Genomic DNA, 20,595 nt, shown 5'->3' on the forward strand with positions numbered 1-20,595 from the left:
CAGGATCACCTTCTTAGGCAGGCCTCGCCCCTCCCCCTCATTAGATTAGAGCATATGATGACCATCATCTCCTCCAGGCATCTCCTGTTATCATGACCCGCGATGGCGTTCTTTCTTGCGACCGCATCCTCCTTCATACGCTCCGCCGCCGTGATCATGTTTGCCACCGCCCTTGTGAGCTCGTCGACTATGGTCACGTGAGCGGTCTGTGCCGTCCTTGACAATGGGTTAAGGTCGATGGCTATGACCTTCTTCCCTGCCTTTACCAACGCCTCGGCCCGGTCGCCGTCCTCCAATGGTATGAGCACCACGTCTGCGGCCATAATGCCCTCCTTCGTGCACTTGGCCCTGTCGGAGGCTATACCTGGTAAAACCGCATCAGGCTCCCTTCCCAGGACCTTCATCCCACCTTCTTTCTCAACGTAAGCGCAGACCTTTTCGACCCTTTCGTCGGTGCGGTGGAATAAGTTCACCTCGACCTTTGCCCCTACTAGCTTGGCCAGTTCAACGAGCTCTTTTGCGGCAAGGCCCGCCGCGTTACCGTTGACCGTTATGACGGGCGATCTCGCCTCGAGCAAAAGAGCGGCAGCGGCCTCTTCCGCTCCAAGAGCTGGGGGATTTGTCCTCTCTCCGATAAGATAGTCGAACGCCTCGCCTCTCCCATGAGCGATGAGGCCGGTCGGGGCGACGATCCCCAGCGAGACCAGCTCGCTCATCCTTTCCCGCGTCACCAAAGACCTATAGCGGGGATGGTCCTTCGATATTTCCACATAAAGGGGAACGCTCTATGCAATAAAGATATTGAGGGCGGAAGGGACAAGGACCGCTCCGTTCCTGAAAAAAGAGGTACTTCTTATCTACGTGGAATTTTTATATATGCCGCATGCAAAAGCAAATATATGTTTGGGTAAGGTTTAAATATTTGTTTCTTATTTGGTTCCCTAACGCCGGTTAATATCGGCAAGACCCTGGTGAAGTATGCGGTTTCTTGGGAATGTCCAAGAAGTGAGTTTTGATGGCAAGCTTATCGTTCGCGGTTCCTTCGCCCCACAGTCTCATTCCAGAGTTGTGGACAACAGACAGAGGCCTGTGGGCAAGGTCGCGAGGGTCTTCGGGCCAGTAGAAGCACCTTACGTCACTGTGGAGCCAACAGGCGGATCTTCGCTGCTCTCCGCCATAGGGAAGCAGCTATATGTGGAGGAGGTCGGAACAACTGCCAAAACCAAGGGAAGGGACAGACGAGATAGAAAGATGTCCTGAGTGCAACAGCGGTCACCTGGTCAGGGACTATGAGAGAGGTGAGTTGATCTGCGAGGAGTGCGGCCTGGTCATAGACGACCAGTTCATCGACCTTGGTCCTGAGTGGAGGGCTTTCGATGTCGAGCAGGGCGAGAAGCGGGCCCGCACCGGTGCCCCCATGACATATACCATACACGACAAGGGGCTATCGACCGAGATCTCCTGGAAGAACAAGGACTCCTACGGAAAGAGCATCCCGACAAGGAACCGCGCGCAGCTCTACCGTCTCCGCAAGTGGCAGAGAAGGATCCGCGTGTCCAACGCCACCGAGAGGAACCTTGCGTTCGCCCTGAGCGAGCTGGACAGGATGGCCTCCGCCATGGGCCTCCCGCGGAACGTGAGGGAGACCGCCGCCATGGTCTATAGGAAAGCGGTCAACAAGAACCTCATAAGAGGAAGGAGCATCGAGGGTGTCGTTGCCGCATCGCTCTACGCCGCGTGCAGGCAGTGCAACGTCCCAAGGACCCTCGATGAGGTCGCAAACTCCTCAAGGGTAGGGAGAAAGGAGATTGGGCGCACGTACCGTTTCATGACGAGGGAATTGAAGCTCAAGCTCATGCCCACCCGCCCACAGGACTATGTCCAGAGGTTCTGCTCCGAACTGAAACTGAGCGGAGAGGTCCAGGCCAAGGCCGCGGACATACTGAAGGACGCGGCAAAAAAAGAGCTGACATCTGGACGAGGCCCTACGGGGGTTGCGGCCGCTGCCATCTACATCGCCTCGATATTGTGCAATGAGCGCAGGACGCAGCGCGAGGTAGCGGACATAGCCGGGGTGACGGAGGTCACCATCCGTAACCGTTACAAGGAGCTGACGGAGAAGCTGGGGATAGAGATCCAGCTCTGAAAACCTTTCTTTTCCAGCCCGGGCCCGATGGTCCTGGGCCTAAAACGTATTATATAGCTCGGTCGTTTTTCAAAAAAAGGACTTGAGGTGCATCGAATGGACAAGAAATTCCTATTGTTGAGGCCCTTGGCCGTTTGGATGATATTTGCTGGACTGCTCACCCTGATAACTACGGTGGCTGTCACCTTCATCTTCGGGGTCCTCAGCTCTATTGTGGGTTTCATATCGCTCCTGTTCCTTGTCTTCCTCGCGGCCTATGAGATGGCGACCTTCCGTTCCATCTGGATAGCCCAGGTGGGGGAATGGGCCAACATAATCAAGGCCTTGGGCGTGAGCGTGGTCGTCAGGGCGGTCTTATTGTCTTTGACCTTCTCAGCATACGGCGATGGCTTCACCGGGAGCGACCGGGTGCTCCTCGATGCGCTCTTCCTTCTCAACGTCGCTTCGATCCTGATAGAGGCTGGAGGATTGGCATTCATATTCATGAAGAAACAATACTTCCTCCCTTCCCAAGAGGAGATAGATGCGGTCATGCGCCGCCTCAGGGCGGTTGGCACTACCACGGTCGCCGAATGCCCTACCTGCAGACAGTTGGTCGAAGCGGATTGGCGCTGCTGTCCCACCTGCGGGACTGGCCTCCCGAAGTTCTGTGCGTCCTGCAAGGCCGAGGTAGGGGGCGAAGATGTAAAATGCCCCAAGTGCGGGGCAGATGTCGTTCCGACAGAGGCCATCGAGAGCCTCATCAGGACGATGAAGGAGACGGCCGAACAGCCGGCCATGCCGGAAACGAGGTCGGTCCGTTACGCGAGATATGCCGAGGCGCTGCTGAAGGGAGGCCGTGTGGAGGAGGCGATCGAGGCCTACAGGCAGGCCATCCACTACACCAAGTTCGTAAGGAAACAGACGAACTTCCTCGTCAAGATGGCCACCATCTACAAGAACACTGGAAAGCAGAAGGAGGCCGCCGAGCTGTTGAATGCGGCGATCGAGCTTGACTCTGAGGACATCGCAGGTGCCAGAAAGGCATTGGAGGACCTTATGGCCCCTGTTGCCGGGGACGGGACGAAGACCGTCAAGGCCTGACCCGCTTCAGCTTTGCATATTGCACCCTGTCTTCTCCAACCCGCCCGAAAAGTACCTCTTTTTTGACCCCGTGGGCCAGACGGATGGCCCTCGATACCTCGGCCCAGATGGTCACATAGTCCTCAGGTACCGCGTGAACAAGATATTTCGAGTGGTGATTTCCTGGATCGCCCTCGTAGACGCGGAAATGGGTCCCATACTTGAACCCTGTCTTTACCACCAGGCCTCTGGACCTTAGGTCCGTGAAGGCCTTTAACCTCATATCGAAATCTGGCTGCACTGCCCTGGCCCTCTTGTTGAACGCTATCTCCCTGATGTTCCTACCAGACCTGCTGGAACGGACGGTGAGCCTTCCCAAGGACTGAAGATGGGCGGCCTCTATCAACGAGAGCTGGAGGAATCTTCCGACCTTCTTTCCATAGAACCCCTCCTTTATTAGGGCGTCCGCCTCGGCCTCGTCGATGACGAGCACGCTGTCCTCTACCAGAATCCCCTTTGCGTCCTCGATCATCGGTTCTTTCTCAAGCTCCCCATGAGGGTCGGCCCTTTCCGCCTCATAATACGTTATGTCGCCCTCCTCGTCGACGACGGCCAGAAGCAGCTCCTTCCTTGTCCGTTCGGATATTTCTGCCTGCGCTAACATATCCACGATGCTAAACGAGGATCTTTCAGACACTGCGAGCACCCACGCCTTTGTTTGGGATGTCGTCGGGGTCCCGCCCCTTGGGAATATCCTGAAATCGAAATCCCCCCCATCAAGCTTGACGATATACCCCCGCTGTCGGAGGTCCCGATAGACCAGGAAGCGCGTGTGGAAATCCTGCCTGCTCCCTACGCCGGCATGGACGAGCTCTTGCAGGCCTATCTCCTTTCCATCTGAGAACACCTTTAACCGGTCACTTTCTGTAAGATAGATGGCCTCCATTATGTCGAGCTCCAGGCTCCCACCCCGCTGCGGATATCCATAATAACCGCGGTTGTAGATCTGGCTCGCCTCGGACTGGTCCTCGATGATCACAAAGTCGCCACGGAGTTCGCCTGGCATCAGACCTTAAGAGGGATGCCGTAGTTAAATATTGTCTGGGGCTTGGTCTTCGATGATCGATCGTGTCCCGGACCGGGTAGAACGAGAATATTAAATAAGAGGATGTACAAGTAATGTATACAACTTGTAGTTGATATCTAAGGTGGCCCCTATGGACGAGCTCGACATGCTGCTCTCGGTGATAGAGAACCCTACGAGAAGGAAGATACTGGAGGCGCTGATGCGTGAACCGCATTATCCACTTCAGCTCTCCAGGGAGCTGGGCCTAAGCCAGCAAGGGATAATGAAGCACCTCAAGGTGTTGGAGGACTACGACCTTGTCAGGTCTTACAGCGAGGAGAGCGACCAGGGGGGCCCATCAAGGAAGATCTATGTTCCGACCACCGGGTTCACGATCACGGTGGACATCGGGCCAGGTCTTTTCAACACAGAGCTCGTGAAAAGGGTCCTTGAGATGGACGATGTCAATGAAAAGGAGATGTCCAGTTCAGATCTGAAAGAATTCAAGGACAAGCTCATGCAGGCGAGGGGCAAGATCAGGGACATCGACCGGGAACTGGAGGCGCTTGCGGAGAGGAGGGCCCGCCTGATACAGGAGAAGGAAAAGAGCCTGAACGACGCGTACAATCTGATCGAGGCGCTTATCGATGATTACCATGAAAGGCGCGTTCTTTATGCCTATATGCAAAGACCTGAGCTTGACGAGAAGGACCTGGCCCGTACGCTGGGCCTTAGGGACGAGTATGTGAAGGATACTCTAGAGAGATATGCCGGGGGTGTAAAAGATGACCGAAGGGGGCAGCGACAGGAGCGATAAATACGTCGAGGAACTGAAAAAGTTGCTGGATGATGCTCAGAAAGACTTTGAGAAGGGGATCAAGGAGATCGACCGATTAGGAAAGATCGTCTTTGAAGATGTCAGAAAGGGGATCAAGGAGACAAAGATGGATGTAAGAGAGACCACCGGAAAGGTTAGGGAAGACCTTGAAAAGGAGCTCCCGGGCATCAAGGCCGAGGTGAAAGAGTTCCAGAGAAAGATGGAGAGGCATCTGCGGGACCTTGAGGAGGAGCTTAAAAGGGTGTTAAAGTAAAATTTAAATAGAAGCGCAAACTATACTATACATTGTAAAGTATACAACTTAAGGTTGTAATCAGGAGGGATCGACATGGACGCGAAAAGAAGGACAGAACTGGTCCCGTTCCAGTGGGGACCTATGAGCATCTTCGAGGAGCTTGAGAGGTTCATAAATGACAGGACCATGGACCTTGACAGGTTCTGGTTCCCCCAGGTCGTCGCGGGAGGGTACAGGGTACCTGCCATCGACCTTAGAGAGGAAGGGGACAGGTATGTGCTCACAGCAGACCTGCCTGGTATGTCCAAGGAGGACGTGAACATCGAGATCGGCGATGGCGTTGTGGAGATCACCGCCAAGAAGGAGACCTCCAAGGATGAGGAGAAGGAGGGCTACATCCGCAAGGAGCGCGGGTCCATGTACTACCACCGGAGGCTGGCGATGCCCGAGAACGTCGACACGGAGGGCATCTCAGCAAAGCTTAACAACGGGGTGTTGGAGCTGACGCTCCCGAAGGTTAAGGAAGCGGAGAGGGCCAAGAGGAAGGTCGACATCCAATGATGTCGGCCATCAAAACCCTTTATTGATGAACGATAGGATGATAAATTGAAGATGGACAAGGAAAAGATATGGTAGCTACTGACAAAGTGCTAAAGGTCGCTGAGGCTAAGCCGAGGGACGCTGGCAAGGGGATCGCAAGGATAGACCCGGAGATAATGGAGATATTGGGCATACAACCCGGTGACGTTATTCAGATAGACGGCAAGAAGAAGACCGTTGCGGTCGTCTGGCCAGGCTACTCGGAGGACGAGAACCGCGGACTTATACGTATCGATGGACATATAAGGCGGAACGCCAACGTCGGTCTGGACGACAAGGTGGCCATAAGGAAGATCGTCGTTAAGAGCGCGCAGAAGATGACCTTCGCCCCTTTGGAGGAGATGAAGATAATGGGGGGCGAGGAATATCTGGGCCAGGCCCTGGAGGGCAGGGTCGTCACGAGAGGCGACGTGGTCGAGCTCAACGTCATGGGAAGGCGGATCGACCTGGCCGTGGTCTCATATCATCCAGCTGCGGATGCTGCGATGATCCAGCGTGATACGGAGATAAAGATCAGCGACAAGCCCGCTAAGGACACGCTGTCGAAGATACCGAAGGTCACGTACGAGGACATAGGTGGCCTGGGCGACGAGGTGAAGAAGGTCCGAGAGATGATCGAGCTGCCGCTGAGGCACCCAGAGCTGTTCGAGAGGCTGGGCGTCGAAGCCCCCAAGGGCGTTCTGCTGCATGGTCCTCCTGGGACAGGAAAGACGCTGTTGGCCAAGGCCGTCGCTGGCGAGACCAACGCCAATTTCGTCTCGATCGGCGGACCGGAGATCATGAGCAAGTTCTATGGCGAGTCCGAGGAGCGCCTCAGGGAGATATTCAAGCAGGCGGAGGAGAACGCGCCGACCATCATATTCATCGATGAGATAGACTCGATCGCCCCGAAGAGGGACGAGGTCACCGGTGAGACCGAGCGGCGCATCGTGGCGCAGCTGCTCGCGCTGATGGACGGTCTGGAGTCCCGTGGCAAGGTAGTTGTCATAGGGGCCACGAACCGCCCGAACGCGCTGGACCCGGCGCTCAGGAGGCCGGGCCGCTTCGACAGGGAGATAGAGATCAGCATACCGAACAAGGAAGGCAGGCTCGAGATCCTGCAGATCCACACGCGGGGCATGCCTCTGGACGAGGATGTTGACCTGGCGAGGCTCGCCGCCTTGACGCATGGGTATGCGGGTGCCGACCTGCAAGCGCTGGCCAAGGAGGCGGCGATGCGCTCCCTGAGACGGGTGCTTCCGGACCTGGACCTGGAGATGGACTCGATACCCGCCGAGGTGCTCAACAAGCTGATCGTCAAGAGGCAGGACTTCTTCGATGCCCTGAGGGAGATGCAGCCCTCGAGCCTGAGGGAGGTCCTGATCGAGTCCCCGGACGTCAAATGGGATGACATTGGCGGCCTGGAGGACGTAAAAAAGGAGCTGAAGGAGGCGGTCGAATGGCCCCTGAAGTACAACCTGGTCTTCGAGCGCATGGACGCAAGACCTCCGAAGGGGATACTGCTGTACGGGCCTCCTGGTACCGGAAAGACCATGCTGGCAAAGGCCGTTGCAACGGAGGCCGAGGCGAACTTCATCAACGTGAAGGGGCCAGAGTTCCTGAGCAAGTGGGTCGGAGAGTCGGAGAAGGCGGTCAGGGAGACCTTCAGGAAGGCACGTCAGGCCGCGCCGTGCATAATATTCATGGACGAGATCGATTCGATCGCCCCTGTCAGGGGAGGGAGCTCGGACTCTCACGTCACCGAGAGGGTGATATCTCAGCTCCTGACGGAGATGGACGGGCTGGAGTCGCTACATAACGTCGTGATCATCGCGGCGACGAACCGGCCAGACATGATCGACCCGGCCTTACTTAGGCCAGGAAGGTTCGACAGGCTCGTGTCTGTAGGCGTCCCGGACCTGGCGGCCAGGAAGGACATACTCAGGGTGCATACGAGGAAGAGGCCTCTTGACCCTGGCGTGGACCTGAACGAGCTTGCCGAGAAGATGGACGGATACACCGGTGCGGACATAGCGGCCGTCGTGAACGAGGCGGTCATGATGGCCATAAGGGAGTTCGTGGCGGAGGGCGGCGAGCTGACGAAGGAGCGTGTGGGCGAGATGAGGCTGATGAAGAAGCACTTCGACTCGGCGCTGGGGCATTACAAGCCCCGGACCAGGTCTGAAGTGTCGGAGTTCAACAAGCTCATCAAGGACTTTGAGTACGTGAGGTGATGATGATGGCGAAGATATCATTTGACATCGAGGACCCCTTCTCGGAATTCGACCGGATGTTCGAGGAGATGAGGAGGCGCATGGATGAGATGATCCGAGGCGCCGTTCCGATGTATGATGATGAGGAGCCTGTCTTCGTCTCCTACCGGAGGATCGAGGGGGCCGGCCGTGAACCCATTGAGGAGGTGAGGAGCAGCGTCCCGATGAGAAAGGCCTTGCCCGTCCACGATGAAGATGCTTTGATCGACGTAAGGGAGAAGGACGGAAAGGTGACGGTCCTGGTCGAGCTGCCTGGGATCGCGAAGGAGGATATCGACCTGGAGGTCGTCGACAAGAGCCTTGTCATCGATGTGGACGTGCCACAGAAAAGGTTCTCAAAGGAGGTGGAGCTGCCCTGTGCCGTGAAGGCGTCCTCGACGAGGGCAAGCTATAGGAACGGCGTCCTAGAGGTGGTGCTCGATAAGAATGTTCCACGCAAACGTAAGGGGACAAAGGTCAAGGTCGAGTGACCTGGCCTTTTTTAATTTCGGGCCGTGGGGTCCGGTCTATATAGTAATCCTTTTATAAACGTGCGGGACAATCATATTTTCGTGCAGCGTGACGATCTAATCAATGGAGTGAGAGAGGCCCTCATCCGTTCTGGGTTCACGGTCTCAAAGCCCCTCAACATGAGGAGCATAAGCTTTGACATCGTCGCGAGGCGGGACAAGTCCCTGCTGTTGATCAAGATATTGAGCAATGTCGATGCGTTCTCAAAAGAGACCGCGGACGAGCTGAAGATATTGTCCGAGGCGTTGGCGGCATCTCCCCTGCTCATAGGGGAGCGCTCTGGTTCGGGCGAGATCGAGGAGGGCATAGTCTATTCGAGGTTCTCGGTCCCGATAATATCCCTGAAGACCTTGTCCGACCTTCTTTGCGAGAACGTACCGCCTTTCATATTCGCTGCCCCAGGTGGGCTTTATGTAAAGCTCGACAGCGAGCTTCTCCATAAGATAAGGGAGGACAAGAACATAAGCCTCGGCACGCTCGCAGAGGTCGCGGGGGTCTCCAGGAGGACCATCCAGATGTATGAGGCGGGGATGGGCGCGATGATCGATGCGGCCATACGTCTTGAGGAGTTCCTTGACGCCCCGATACTCATTCCGGTGGACCCGCTATCGTTCAGGCCTGAAAGGACCGAGCGTCCGAAGGTCGATATCGAGAGCCTCGACCCCTTTACCCGTGAGATCTTCCGGGTCCTCATGAACATGGGATATTCGATCAGGCCGACACAACGGGCTCCCTTCGAGGCGCTGACAGTGGACGACGAGGTCCTGATCCTCACTGGCCTTGGTAAGGATGAATCGAAGGTCGTTGAGAAGGCAAGGGTCGTTCATGACATATCCAAGGTCACCGGGAAGGAATCGGTGATCTTCATAGAAAGGGTCCGCTCCAAGCAGTCGATAGGAGGTACGGCCCTCATCGGAAAAGATGAGCTTCGCAAGATTGATGAGGGCGTCAAGCTTCGCCGTCTCGTGATCGAGAGAAGTGAGACGGATGAGAAGTATTGAGCTGAACGGCTGCAAGGTGACCGTCCTGCCTGTGATAAAGGGACTTGTATCTGAGGAAAAGAAGGTCCAGGAAGCGTTCGATGCGGTCATGCCCGATGTCGTAGGGATATCGATCTCCAAGGAGGAGCTGGAAGGTCTTTCGCATAAAGAGGAATACGAGTTCATCGAGCCTTCCTATATAGAGAAGGTGTACCAGGCGAATCTTGAGACGTTCGGGGAGGTCAGATTGCCTCCCCCCTGCTATGTCAGGACCATGGACCTTTGCGCTGAAAGGGGCATCAGGCTCATACCGCTTGACATGAACGAGGAGCTGTTCAGCGAGACCTATTGCGAGAAGGTCGGTGGCATCGAACTTCTAAGGGAGGCGTTCTTTTCCAGCAGGGTCCATAGAATGAGGTTCGACCTCTCGTCTCCAGAGAAATTTGTTATTGATTGGGATAAAAGGATCAACAAGAGCAGGGGGCTCAGGGAGCTTGCTTCATTAAGGGAGCGGCATATGAGCGATGTCATAGAAAGGCTTTCGAAGGGCTGCAATAAACTTTTGGTGGTCGTAGAGCTGGAGAGGTCCGAAGGGGTCTTGGGGTTGATTACAGAATGATGTGTTGATAATAAGTTATATAAAGGGTGCTTTTGGCACCCTGAATTGATTTAAGGTGCGAACTTGCTCACATCCACATCGTTGACCATGCCAGCCCCGAGATTGTCAACGACATAAATCTGCCATCCAGAAGCGCTCTGTCTTCCTAGGTAGTTGGCATATACGAGCAGGTAGCCTGAATCTGTATAGGCTATGAGGTCGTCCCTGCCATTCCCATCAATGTCTGCACCGACCATCTTCATGAAATTCCCATACGTGTTCGAAAAGCTGAAGGACAGCAGCCCTGAATAGGTCCTTGTCGATTTTTCGGTCTGGTTGATGAAGAGTATCTTAGAGCTGGTGCAGACTGCGATATCGAGATATGCCTTTCCATATGGTGAGAAATATTTTCCACCTGTTATTGATCTGGCCGTATACAGTTGAGCATCGGCAGAGCTTACAGCGACTATATTAGAAGGCAGGAATATATCTCCTGGGCCATTGTAAAGCACATACGCCTGACCTCTATTGCCCGTCTTCATACCGACGGCCAATATGTCGAGGTCCCCATCTTGGTCCATGTCGGCCACGTTGATCGCCAGTATGCTGCTACCGATTGCCGTTGAAGAAACGGTCGTCAGGATCTTCATTTGACCTATCCTGATATAGTTTGGATCTGGGCTGGAGGTCGTTACTCCTCCTAGGTCCTTCACGCGTATATAGACTGTACCAGATACGGTCCCTGGTATCGACCCTGTATAAGGTTGCATCGGGAGGCTGGTCCCGATCGTGGCGGAAGTAATTTGCGTCCATGGACCGGCTATACTGGTCGAATAATAGAACACGAAATTGTCCCCATCGATGCTGGGTGACCTTAACGCATACACCTGGAACTGATGGTTCCCGCTCGAGGCCGGGTTCAATGTGAACTGCCATATATGCTCAAGGGAGTCACCAGTCTTCCAAGTTACATTGATCCACCAATAATCAAAATTGATGGCCGCCCCATTGGTGTTCGTGTTGGTTATATTCAGTTTGGCGGTCGTTAACGCAGATGCAAGTGTCCCTGCGTAGGGGGTCATATTGAACTCCCGTTCGACCCAGGCACCACTTGTGTTCTCGATCTGTATGGTATTTATAACCGCACCCGTTTTATTGGTCCATATGAGATAATCTCCAGTAGTTCCATAAGCTTCATCGGTCATGTATCTGACCTTGAGCGTGACCTTGAAAGGCACAAGGTCGTCCTGAAGACCGGTCGAGTCCCAAGCTATGACCTCTGCCGTGCTTCCAGCATTTACAGTGAAGGCGCTTTCTATTGGCACGATGTCGTCCCTATACCTCAATTGTACAAGCTCATCGCTCACCTCGTTATTTGGACCTTTCAATGTCGGGAATGTTTGCGCATAGCGATATGTGATGTTTTCTCTGATCTGCTCATAGACCCCATCATCTTGGATCGGGCTTGTCGTGCTCAAGTAGTTGTTCGTCACCGTACCTGTGACGTTATATTCTGCCTGTGCCCAGAAATCGATCAAGGCCGTTCCGGTGGAGCTAAGGCTTTGCTGTACCCAGGTCACACCATTTCCGAACTGGTTCTTAAGGACGGTTATTGTTCCCCCAGTTCTGCTGACTATGATGTCCTGGGACCTGCTCGGGTCATTCCCAGCCGTACCTGCTGGGTCCATATCCGCCAATATTACTTTCTGGACTCCCGACAATGAGACGGATGTTCTCGTCCATGCCCCATCGTTCCTATAGATGTGCAGAATACCGGTGGTTGCATAGCTGAGCACCACATCGGCATCATTGTCAAAATCTATGTTCCCGATGGCTATATCTGTTGGTATGCTAGACAAAATTGCAATCTGTGACTTTATCCATCCTCCACCAAAGGAACTCTGGAAGTTATAATACACATAGAGGTAGATTATGTCAGTGCTCCCATCTTGCAACACTGCCACCAGATCGGTCTTGTTATCTCCGTTCATGTCCCCTGCCCTCACCAAGAAGACGGTCGGGCTGTAGTACTTCTTGTCTGTGCTTCCGGTCTCAAGCAGCTGGGGTGGATACCATTGGTTCTCGTTCTCGTAATAATACAATGCATTTGCGGTGGCGAACCTGGCATTGCCGGTCGGTTGGCTTCCTATAGTGATGTCCAACTTGATGGATGGGGCCGTTATGTTGATTATCTTGCTCAAGAGGCTCTTTTCGGTGCCTGCCTTGAACATATCATATCTCAATGCATATGCGTTTTTCCCTGGTATCCACGATTTCCCATCGGTCACGTTGTTCAGGTTTATCGCAAAACGGTATTTCCCAGGAGGTGCTTGCTGAATTATCTGCCATAGGTTGCTCACGGGTCCATTCCACTTGCTCAATGGGGTGTTGGTAGCATCGTATGCTGGTGCTTTTTTCAATTGGGCATTCCAGAAGAAATCTCTGATCTCTACATCCCCTGTGTACGGGTCCCAAGCATTACCGTTGTAATTCAAAATCTCGACATATATCACGTTGTTGGTCGGGTCGTAGGTCGTGAAGTCTGAACATGGGATCGTGTATGCACTGTCCTTGTAGGTCCTGAATACAGGGTACGTAGGCGTCTGCGAACCTCCAGGGACGGCAACGAATATCATGTCATTCATGACGAACTGGTTGTTGGGGACCCAATTGTCCTTCAGGGATGCCGTCACGTAATAATATGACGACATGTAAGGCAGATTGGTCGTGTTGAAGGTGGCTAGGTACACATAATAACCAGAGACGTAAAGATAGGGCACGAACTTGACATTGGGCGTTGAGACCGCCGAATATGGCAATTTCGTGGTCCCGTTTATCACCTGGAAGAGATTCTCATTCTGTGTGTTGACCAGATACTTGCTCACGACGACGACCGCCACGCTCTCGGTGTATGCGAATATCCTTCTTGGTGTGGCATTAAATGCATTTTCAATCCAATCGTTGAGCTCAAAGATGTTGAATCCTTGGAGCGCGGAGTAGTCGATATTACCAGGAGGGCCTCCACCTCCACCGATTGTTCCATTTCCCTTCTCATCTTTGAAGACAACGACAGTATAATCTACAAATCCCTCTAGATTTGTCGTGTCGGTCGCATTGAACCTTACTGTCTTACCATTCCAATTAAGGTCCGCCTTTACAACGCCTGAGGCCGACCTGAACGTTCCATTCCCTGGGTCATAGGTCAATTTGTATTTTACCCCTGATAGCCCAAGCCCAGAAAGGTCCACGTACACACTGTTGAGGTTCAGATTTGAATTGAAATCAACGACCTTACAGTAGAATGTTATTAAAGAATTTTGATAAAGAGGGAACTGGACGATGCCTCTTTCTGTGATTATCGGAGCATATTCCTGATTTATCACCCCGGTCACAAGGCTGGTCTGCCAGACGATGTTGTTGTTTGTATTGTCGATTATGCTTATCTCCAATTTGTCATCAGGAAGCACGCCTGTGGCCTTATATCTCCAGGTCTCCCCTGTGACCCAAGAGGGGCCTACACCGCCCTGGAGCAACGTGAGCCGTAGCGGATTATCGTTGATGAAGAGGACCACGATGACATCCTCATTGTTCAATATCTGCCCCCCGCCCATGGTCACATTTATCATCACATATGGGGTCCCTCCATCGGCCCCATAGAACAATGGCTGCTCATATGAGAAGTCCGCATATGTCTGCTTCTGTGGCCCTGGGAGGTTCATCACCGAGATGAGCACACTTGAGAATAACACCACAGTTATGCCCAATATCAATAAATTGCCAATTATGTCGGAGACCGCGCTTTTTGATCTTTTATGTCTCCCTTTTGGACCACACCTCATGTTTTTGGACCTCCCGTATGAGCAGATATTGTAGACTAATCCTAAATTGTATTAATTCGAAATCTGACTATATAATCATTTGTTTTTATTTTTACAGCAGAGAATAAAAAATACCACGATGCCAGATGTTCTAACTTCTCGTCTTCGAAGTTTGAACTAGCAACCTTACACGGCCCTAATATTCTACTCCTTTTCTTGCGATCACGCCCTCATCGTATGGATGCTTCTCGGCCACCATCCTTGTCACAAGGTCTGCCTCGTCCAAGACCTCTTTGGGCGCGTTCCTTCCCGTCAGAACGACCTCTGTCCCTTCCTTTCTGGACCTTACAACGTCTATCACATCCCTAGGGGAGATGAGACCAAAGAACATGGCGACATTGACCTCATCAAGGATCACCACATCATAATCATTGGATGACAGCACGTTCCTGGCGAACTCCAGGGCATGCTCCGCCAATTCAATGTCCTCCTTTCTTACGGATTCCTTGGTTATGAGACGGTCGCTCCCGAACTGAAACACGTCGATGCCTTCCATCCTTCTCAGGGCGATTATCTCCCCATAATCCTCCCCGCTTTTCATGAACTGGATGACACAGACCCGCAGACCGTGCCCCCACGCACGTACCGCCAGTCCAAGGGCCGCCGTCGTCTTGCCCTTGCCCTCGCCAGTATAAACGTGAACCAGTCCCAGCTCTGACCTCATGGAATGCCCTCTTCTTTCTATCCCGGTCTTATGTGATATAATTTCCTACGCCTTCTGCTTTATCTATGCATTTGACGATCTCATCAGATGTGATGGAGATCGAGGTCAAGGTCCCGATAAGGGACCGGGAGGGGGTTCTATCGAGAATCCTTTCATTGGGAGGTAAAAAGACCAGTGAGAAGGTCCAGGAGGACCTTTACTTCAAACATCCATGTAGGGATCTCGGCAGGACTGACGAGGCGCTCAGGCTTCGCAGGGATGGAGCAGATGAGGTCCTGACCTATAAAGGTCCCAAGCTTGACGGCAGGTCAAAGACTAGAGAGGAGATAGAGTTCCATGTGCCCTTTGAGGAGTCACGCCGCCTGTTAGAAAAATTAGGCTTTGAGGGTTCCTTTAGGGTAAAGAAGTGGAGAGAGGAGTTCGACCTTCCTAATGTCAAGATCTGTCTCGACGACGTAGAGGGCCTTGGCTGCTTCCTGGAGCTGGAATATAAGGGGCAGGATGTGGAGGAGGGTCTTCGCATGATCGGGAATTTAAAAAAGGAGCTGGGCGTCGAGGGGAGCGAAACGCGCTCCTACCTTGAGATGTTGTACTTCAATGAAAAATAAAAGTTGGCCGTGATCTGCCAGATCACATCGACTTGATCTTCTCGATCACGAAGTTCTTTATCTGCGGGTCGTCCGGGATGGTCACGGACTTCTTGAACCGCTCCGTCCCATCAGGCAAATAATAGCCCCTGGACAACGAAATGAACTCGTTCTCACCACCGTCCGCCGTCTTGGCCCTCTTGCGGGCCACCTCTATGAAGTTGTTCCTTCCAAATGGGATTTTCTCAGCGCTGATGGTTACGAAGGTCACATTCTTGTCCTTGCTGTCCTCTTCCAAATCATTCTCCTCCCTTGGGACTTTATATTGGAACAACTGTATGAATATAAAAAGGTTCCATGCTCTGTTCTTCATTTGGTTATGTAAAAGTATTGGCCAGATGTCAAAGATCGCATTGTCCGTATCTCCCTTGTGATACCGACAACTAAAAATAATGCGCTCCGGATGATTGCGCTCATGGAGCAGACTGGTGGGGACGCGCCAAAATGGCCTTTCTGCGGTCACTGCGGGAGGGCCATCCCAAAAGATTCCCGTTTCTGTCCATATTGCGGGGCCAGTACGTCCCTTCCTCGATCGGTGCCGGCATATAGCCCGTACCTATACTCATCATTGCCAAAGGAGACGACCTGGCAGAAGACCAGAAGGTTTGCTGCCATCGTCGTTGCGTTCGTCACATTGGCGGTGCTCATCGAGGTCGCGTTGAACGTCGTCCTGCTCCTTTGGGGTGTAACAATAATCGCCCCTAACTCTGGCCTTCATTTTCCCATCTTCATAGTCACACCATTCATCGTGACGTTGTTCGAGGTGACCGGTCCAGCGTTCCTGCTGTACCTCGGTTTCATCGTGGTGTGCATCGTCGCGTCCTTCGCGTTCATGACATGGAAGAGCTGGAGGACCTTCAACGAGGAGCTTATGGGCATCCGTCCGAAAGGAGGGCACAGCCCGTTGTTCGTGATAGCTACGATCTTCTTCGCAGTCGTCTTCTTCAATGTCATCTTCGTTCTGTTGGTCCAGGCGTTCGGCGTCGAGCCCTCCTCGCCCGGTCTGGAGGACCAGGACCTATGGGAGATCATGTACGACCTTGCCAACGCCTCTATCTGGGAGGAGGTCATCACCAGGGTCCTTTACATCGGGGTCCCTCTTTTGTTATACGATCTTGTGACCGGCCATCGCAAGCCTGCCCGCCGATATCTACTTGGCGGGGGATTCGAGCTTAAGGGGGCGGCGATCTTCTTCCTCTTTTTCTCTGCAGGGATGTTCGGTGTTGCGCATGTCTTCAATTGGGACCTGTGGAAGATAGCGCCAACGTTCGTGTCGGGGCTTGGCCTTGGCTATCTCTTCCTGAGATACGGCCTCTACGCCTCCGTGATGATGCACTTCTTCGTGGACTACTTGGCCATGCCGACCTATGTCTTCGAGAGCGACCTTGCAGACGTGGCCGTAGGCCTTCTTACGCTGGCGATACTCGCCGCAGGGTTCATCTGCTTCGTTTACTACCTAGGAAAGGTCTATACGTTCTTGACCGGGAAGGAAATCATCTTAGAAAAGCCAGTGACGACCGGTGGGACCGTTGTTGTCGATCAATATAATGTATCCGTCCCGCCGCCCGTCCAATCATCCCTGCCCACCCCCCAGACCGGGTTCGGGTTCGTCTGCAGGTACTGCGGTAACACCGAGGCAAGATACCATGATGGTACGTTGACCTGCACGAGGTGCCAGAGGAAGAACTGACCTAATGATGGGATAGGAGGTCATTTAGCCTCTCCTTAGAGGTTGATGCGTCCTCGAGCCTCCTCGCCTCGATCACATACCTTCCTTTATATGACGAGAGCTTGGAGATTATCGGGGCGAAATCGATGTTCCCATCGCCTATCGGAAGATGTTGATCGTACTTGCCCATGTTGTCATGGATGTGTATATTGACTATCAGGTCTTTGAGCCCAAGGTACTCGTGTATATTCCTCGTTGTGTTCGCATGCCCGATATCAAGGCAGACCTTCATCTCCGTCCCTTCGATCATCGAGAGCAGTTCATCCGGCGTCTTGACCATCGAGATGGGCATGTCAGGCATATTCTCCAACGCCACCGTCACACTGTTCTCTTTTGCCACTTTATCGATCGCCTTTATAGAGGCGATGGTGACGTGCCTCGCCTCTTCTCGGTCGACCATTCCAAGAGGAGTGTAAAATCCTGGATGCAAGGTGAAGGGGCCGAACCCGAGCCTTCCTGCCACCTCTATCGAGCTGATGACCTCCTTCATCGCCTGGTCCCTCATCCTTGGGTTGAGGCTGCCGATGTTGACATCGCTCAGCGGCGTGTGCACCGAGACCTTGAGGTCATATGATGGCAGCAGCGCTCTGAGGGCGGGCTCTATGTCCGGAAGATGGTGCCCCCCTTCCCCGACGATCTCCCAGCCCTTGAACCTGGGGGCCACAAATGCGAGCGACTCCTCCACTGAGAACCTCGTCAGGGCATGTGATGATATGGCTATCCTGTCGTTCATTCTATCACCTCCCCGTCCACCGTCATGGGGGCGATCTGGCTTATAGATGCCTCTATGTCGTCATCCTCGATGGTGACGGTGATGTTGCCCAGGGGCGGTGACCCCTCGGCCATGCTCACCTTTCCAGCATATGCGGCCTGCTTGTTCAAATGGAACGTCGTCCTGTTCCCTTCAATGCCTGCGATCATCCTCCCCCTCACAGCATCCAGTATCCTATGCTGACGGATGAGCGTCATGAACGTCCCAAGTTCGGTGGGCCTCGCTGTGATCTCGTCCTCCTCCACGACGACGTTCTCCGTCGGGAATATGTTGAGCACCGCTTCCCTGACCTTCTCCGCATCCTCCGTAGGGTAGACCTTGGCCCTGACCGAGACCATCATATGTCCTGGTCATAAGGGGAATAACTATTAAAAACGGATTCCCGTATCCGAGACCGATGAGCGACAGGCTGATAGAGTCCCTGGCCAGCCAAGGCTTCCTTCTTGATTCCGAGGCCGAGAGGTTCATCCGTAGCCAGGAGGACCCCCTTGGTTTCATCCGAGGGGCGATAGATGCCATGGAGGAGCGGCCGCTCATAATCACCATGGACCACCTGAGGAAGGTGGCCGTCATAGAGAGACGGGCGGCCATCGAGGCGCGCAGGATGGTGCCCCAATGTTCAGAGGTAAGGGAGTTCCACGACGGGGACGTTGTGGTGGTGAAGGACGTCACCGGCGTCTCAGACTGCATAGCCACGGTCGAGGGCTTCGCCCAGTATTTTCAGGACAGGTTCGCCGCCCTGAAAGGGCTGCTACTGAAGCGAAGGGACATGGTCGGGGCAACGACCGTCGACAAGGCCCTTGACCCCCGGAGGCTCTCGGTCGACAAGGAGGTCAAGGTCATCGGCATCGTCAATGAGGTCAAGGACTGGAGCTCGGGTGACAGGATGGTGGAGATTGAGGACGAGACGGGCAGGATGACGGTCCTCATCTCAAGGGACTCCAGGCTCGTCAACGATTCGATATTGCAGGATGAGGTGGTCGGGGTGATAGGAAGGCCCACCTCGCGGGACAAGAAGCTCCTGGCAACGGCGATCATCAGGCCTGATATTCCTCATGGGAGCGGTATGGATAGGAGGGACCTTTCTTCGGTCATCGGTTTCATGTCCGATGTCCATGTCGGGAGCAACACTTTCCTGAGAAGACAGTGGGACGAGATGATAGATTGGGTCAAGCTCGAGGGGCCGGGCATGGGCCTCCAGTACCTCGTCGTCCCAGGCGATTGCGTCGATGGCATCGGGATCTACCCCAATCAGGAGGAGGAGCTTGAGATAGACGACATCTTCCAGCAGTACTATCAGCTGGCAGAGCTGCTGAAGGAGGTCCCGGACGACATCAGGGTCATCGTTCAGCCTGGAAATCATGATGCTGTCAGACCGGCCGAGCCGCAGCCTGCGCTGGCAGGGGAGATAGCCAGGATGTTCGACTCCTCGACCGTGCTGATAGGGAATCCGGCCTATGTCGAGGTGGAGGGAAGGAGCATATTATCGTACCACGGCAAGTCCTTCGACGACCTCATGGCGACCGTTAAGGGACTATCATACTCAGATCCGTTGCGGGCCATGAAGGAGATGCTCAAGAGGAGGCATCTGGCCACCATTTACGGAAGCAGGACGCCGTTGGCCCCGGAGAGGAGGGACTTCCTTGTCATCGACAGGGTCCCGGACATCTTCGTCACAGGGCATGTCCACGGCGCGGGGGTGGACCATTACAACGGGGTCAGGCTTATCAATGCCTCGACCTGGCAGTCGCAGACGACCTTCCAAAAGATGCATAATTTCAACCCCGACCCCGCCAAGCTCATCCTGGTCCATCTTGGGACGGGGCAGGTACACGTGGAGGACTTCAGCTCGTGATCACGGTGGGCCGTTCCAGAAGATGAACATGAAGAAAAAGCCGAGTATCATCATGAAAAGAGAGATGATCCAGAAGTAGCGCAGCAGTTCGGCGCGCTTCTCTGGCGTGTTGTAAAGGTCTTCCAGTCTCATGCTTTCGCGGCTTTCTGCTTGACGCGCTTGAGCCTGAAGGTGTTCTCCCTCTCCATCTCCTCAAGGCGCAGGCGGATGAATGCCTCTGCCTCCTGGAGCTCTGGGATGACCTTGAACTCCAGGGCGTTGACGCGGCGCTTCGTCTTCTCGATCTCGTCCAGCAGCTTCTTCATCGTGGTCTCTATCTCCGCGGCCTCGATGATCGTCTCAACGAGGTCCTCGAACGCCTTTGCGGCCTCGTCGATGTAGACCGAGGTCCCGACGACGCCATAGCCTCTCTGGTCCATGGGCGTGCGTATGGAGTTCGCCTCGATCTCTGGTACGACCAGTCCCATGACGTTCTTGGACCTCAGCTTGATCTCTGGCTTGGTCTTCAGGGCGTAGGCGGCGGACTTCACCGCGATGACCCCGTCGACGGCGTCGGCGATGGCGATCTTCTCCATCGCTATCTCGTAGTTCTTCGTGACCTTCTCACGGACCTGCTTCGCCTGCTCCAGGATCTTGAAGAACTCGATGATAAGGCCGTCCCGCTTCATTTTGAGGATCTTATAGCCCGACTTGGTGAGCTTGATCTTCCTCTTGATCTCGAGGAGCTCGGACCTTGTCGGCTTCACTTCCCTCTGCGGCATCC

Annotated in this window: 21 protein-coding genes; 13 read left to right on the plus strand and 8 right to left on the minus strand. The window is 53.9% G+C overall.

From position 1 onward, the window contains the following. Nucleotides 1–5 precede the first annotated feature (5 nt). Complete coding sequence (locus HPY73_04985; GenBank protein QLH74856.1) at nucleotides 6–770, minus strand: phosphopantothenate/pantothenate synthetase; 765 nt, start codon at nucleotides 768–770, stop codon at nucleotides 6–8. Between the two features lie 208 nt (nucleotides 771–978). Between HPY73_04985 and HPY73_04990 the strand changes: the two genes are divergently transcribed. From HPY73_04990 to HPY73_05000, 3 genes are all read left to right on the plus strand, one after another. Beyond that, a complete protein-coding gene (locus HPY73_04990) occupies nucleotides 979–1,260 on the plus strand; it encodes an H/ACA RNA-protein complex protein Gar1 (protein QLH74857.1) in 282 nt (93 codons plus the stop codon). Further along, the gene (locus HPY73_04995) at nucleotides 1,214–2,146 is read left to right on the plus strand and encodes a transcription initiation factor IIB (GenBank protein QLH75679.1); all 933 of its coding nucleotides are present in this window, start codon (nucleotides 1,214–1,216) and stop codon (nucleotides 2,144–2,146) included. The genes HPY73_04990 and HPY73_04995 overlap by 47 nt, the downstream gene beginning before the upstream one ends. Before the next feature lie 96 nt (nucleotides 2,147–2,242). Then, nucleotides 2,243–3,229 (plus strand): hypothetical protein, encoded by a 987-nt coding sequence (locus HPY73_05000; GenBank protein QLH74858.1) that lies wholly within the window; start codon nucleotides 2,243–2,245, stop codon nucleotides 3,227–3,229. Here the strand turns inward: HPY73_05000 and endA are convergent. Further along, nucleotides 3,219–4,274 carry a tRNA-intron lyase gene (gene endA, locus HPY73_05005; protein QLH74859.1) on the minus strand — a complete coding sequence of 352 codons (1,056 nt, stop codon included), beginning with the start codon at nucleotides 4,272–4,274 and terminating at the stop codon, nucleotides 3,219–3,221. The two genes, HPY73_05000 and endA, sit on opposite strands and share 11 nt — an antisense overlap. Nucleotides 4,275–4,425: 151 nt before the next feature. On the opposite strand from endA, the gene HPY73_05010 reads away from it, so the two are divergent. The 7 genes from HPY73_05010 (at nucleotide 4,426) to HPY73_05040 (ending at nucleotide 10,308) form a co-directional block, all read left to right on the plus strand. After that, a complete protein-coding gene (locus tag HPY73_05010; GenBank protein ID QLH74860.1) occupies nucleotides 4,426–5,091 on the plus strand; it encodes a helix-turn-helix domain-containing protein in 666 nt (221 codons plus the stop codon). Continuing rightward, complete coding sequence (locus tag HPY73_05015) at nucleotides 5,060–5,365, plus strand: hypothetical protein (GenBank protein ID QLH74861.1); 306 nt, start codon at nucleotides 5,060–5,062, stop codon at nucleotides 5,363–5,365. The genes HPY73_05010 and HPY73_05015 overlap by 32 nt, the downstream gene beginning before the upstream one ends. A gap of 75 nt (nucleotides 5,366–5,440) precedes the next feature. Next, nucleotides 5,441–5,908 (plus strand): Hsp20/alpha crystallin family protein, encoded by a 468-nt coding sequence (locus HPY73_05020; GenBank protein ID QLH74862.1) that lies wholly within the window; start codon nucleotides 5,441–5,443, stop codon nucleotides 5,906–5,908. Nucleotides 5,909–5,976: 68 nt separating this feature from the next. Next, complete coding sequence (locus HPY73_05025; GenBank protein ID QLH74863.1) at nucleotides 5,977–8,160, plus strand: CDC48 family AAA ATPase; 2,184 nt, start codon at nucleotides 5,977–5,979, stop codon at nucleotides 8,158–8,160. Further along, entirely contained in the window at nucleotides 8,160–8,669 is a 510-nt protein-coding gene (locus HPY73_05030; protein QLH74864.1) for an Hsp20/alpha crystallin family protein, read from the plus strand. The genes HPY73_05025 and HPY73_05030 overlap by 1 nt, the downstream gene beginning before the upstream one ends. An 81-nt stretch (nucleotides 8,670–8,750) precedes the next feature. Next, nucleotides 8,751–9,710 carry a transcriptional regulator gene (locus tag HPY73_05035; GenBank protein QLH74865.1) on the plus strand — a complete coding sequence of 320 codons (960 nt, stop codon included), beginning with the start codon at nucleotides 8,751–8,753 and terminating at the stop codon, nucleotides 9,708–9,710. Beyond that, nucleotides 9,697–10,308 carry a hypothetical protein gene (locus HPY73_05040; GenBank protein QLH74866.1) on the plus strand — a complete coding sequence of 204 codons (612 nt, stop codon included), beginning with the start codon at nucleotides 9,697–9,699 and terminating at the stop codon, nucleotides 10,306–10,308. Before HPY73_05035 ends, HPY73_05040 begins: the two co-directional genes overlap by 14 nt. Before the next feature lie 50 nt (nucleotides 10,309–10,358). Here the strand turns inward: HPY73_05040 and HPY73_05045 are convergent, their stop codons facing one another. Both HPY73_05045 and cobO read right to left on the minus strand, forming a co-directional pair. Continuing rightward, nucleotides 10,359–14,126 carry a type IV pilin N-terminal domain-containing protein gene (locus HPY73_05045; protein ID QLH74867.1) on the minus strand — a complete coding sequence of 1,256 codons (3,768 nt, stop codon included), beginning with the start codon at nucleotides 14,124–14,126 and terminating at the stop codon, nucleotides 10,359–10,361. A 175-nt stretch (nucleotides 14,127–14,301) separates the two neighbouring features. Then, nucleotides 14,302–14,829 (minus strand): cob(I)yrinic acid a,c-diamide adenosyltransferase, encoded by a 528-nt coding sequence (gene cobO, locus HPY73_05050; GenBank protein QLH74868.1) that lies wholly within the window; start codon nucleotides 14,827–14,829, stop codon nucleotides 14,302–14,304. 65 nt (nucleotides 14,830–14,894) lie between these two features. Here cobO and cyaB point away from each other — a divergent pair, with 65 nt between their 5' ends. Beyond that, complete coding sequence (gene cyaB / locus HPY73_05055) at nucleotides 14,895–15,437, plus strand: class IV adenylate cyclase (protein ID QLH74869.1); 543 nt, start codon at nucleotides 14,895–14,897, stop codon at nucleotides 15,435–15,437. Nucleotides 15,438–15,459: 22 nt separating this feature from the next. Here the strand turns inward: cyaB and HPY73_05060 are convergent, their stop codons facing one another. Then, nucleotides 15,460–15,714 carry a hypothetical protein gene (locus HPY73_05060; GenBank protein ID QLH74870.1) on the minus strand — a complete coding sequence of 85 codons (255 nt, stop codon included), beginning with the start codon at nucleotides 15,712–15,714 and terminating at the stop codon, nucleotides 15,460–15,462. Nucleotides 15,715–15,891: 177 nt separating this feature from the next. Here HPY73_05060 and HPY73_05065 point away from each other — a divergent pair, with 177 nt between their 5' ends. Next, nucleotides 15,892–17,166 carry a CPBP family intramembrane metalloprotease gene (locus HPY73_05065; protein ID QLH74871.1) on the plus strand — a complete coding sequence of 425 codons (1,275 nt, stop codon included), beginning with the start codon at nucleotides 15,892–15,894 and terminating at the stop codon, nucleotides 17,164–17,166. Between the two features lies 1 nt (nucleotide 17,167). Here HPY73_05065 and HPY73_05070 read toward each other — a convergent pair whose 3' ends face one another. Both HPY73_05070 and HPY73_05075 read right to left on the minus strand, forming a co-directional pair. Beyond that, on the minus strand, nucleotides 17,168–17,938 hold the full coding sequence (locus tag HPY73_05070; GenBank protein QLH74872.1) for a sugar phosphate isomerase/epimerase: 771 nt from the start codon (nucleotides 17,936–17,938) through the stop codon (nucleotides 17,168–17,170). Beyond that, on the minus strand, nucleotides 17,935–18,318 hold the full coding sequence (locus HPY73_05075) for a hypothetical protein (protein QLH74873.1): 384 nt from the start codon (nucleotides 18,316–18,318) through the stop codon (nucleotides 17,935–17,937). The genes HPY73_05070 and HPY73_05075 overlap by 4 nt, the downstream gene beginning before the upstream one ends. A 56-nt stretch (nucleotides 18,319–18,374) precedes the next feature. On the opposite strand from HPY73_05075, the gene HPY73_05080 reads away from it, so the two are divergent. Beyond that, entirely contained in the window at nucleotides 18,375–19,832 is a 1,458-nt protein-coding gene (locus HPY73_05080) for a DNA-directed DNA polymerase II small subunit (GenBank protein QLH74874.1), read from the plus strand. A gap of 128 nt (nucleotides 19,833–19,960) precedes the next feature. Here the strand turns inward: HPY73_05080 and HPY73_05085 are convergent, their stop codons facing one another. Then, entirely contained in the window at nucleotides 19,961–20,593 is a 633-nt protein-coding gene (locus HPY73_05085) for a V-type ATP synthase subunit D (GenBank protein ID QLH74875.1), read from the minus strand. Nucleotides 20,594–20,595: the final 2 nt, after the last annotated feature.

The sequence above is a fragment of the Methanomassiliicoccales archaeon genome (assembly GCA_013415865.1).
Lineage (GTDB): Archaea > Thermoplasmatota > Thermoplasmata > Methanomassiliicoccales > UBA472 > MVRC01.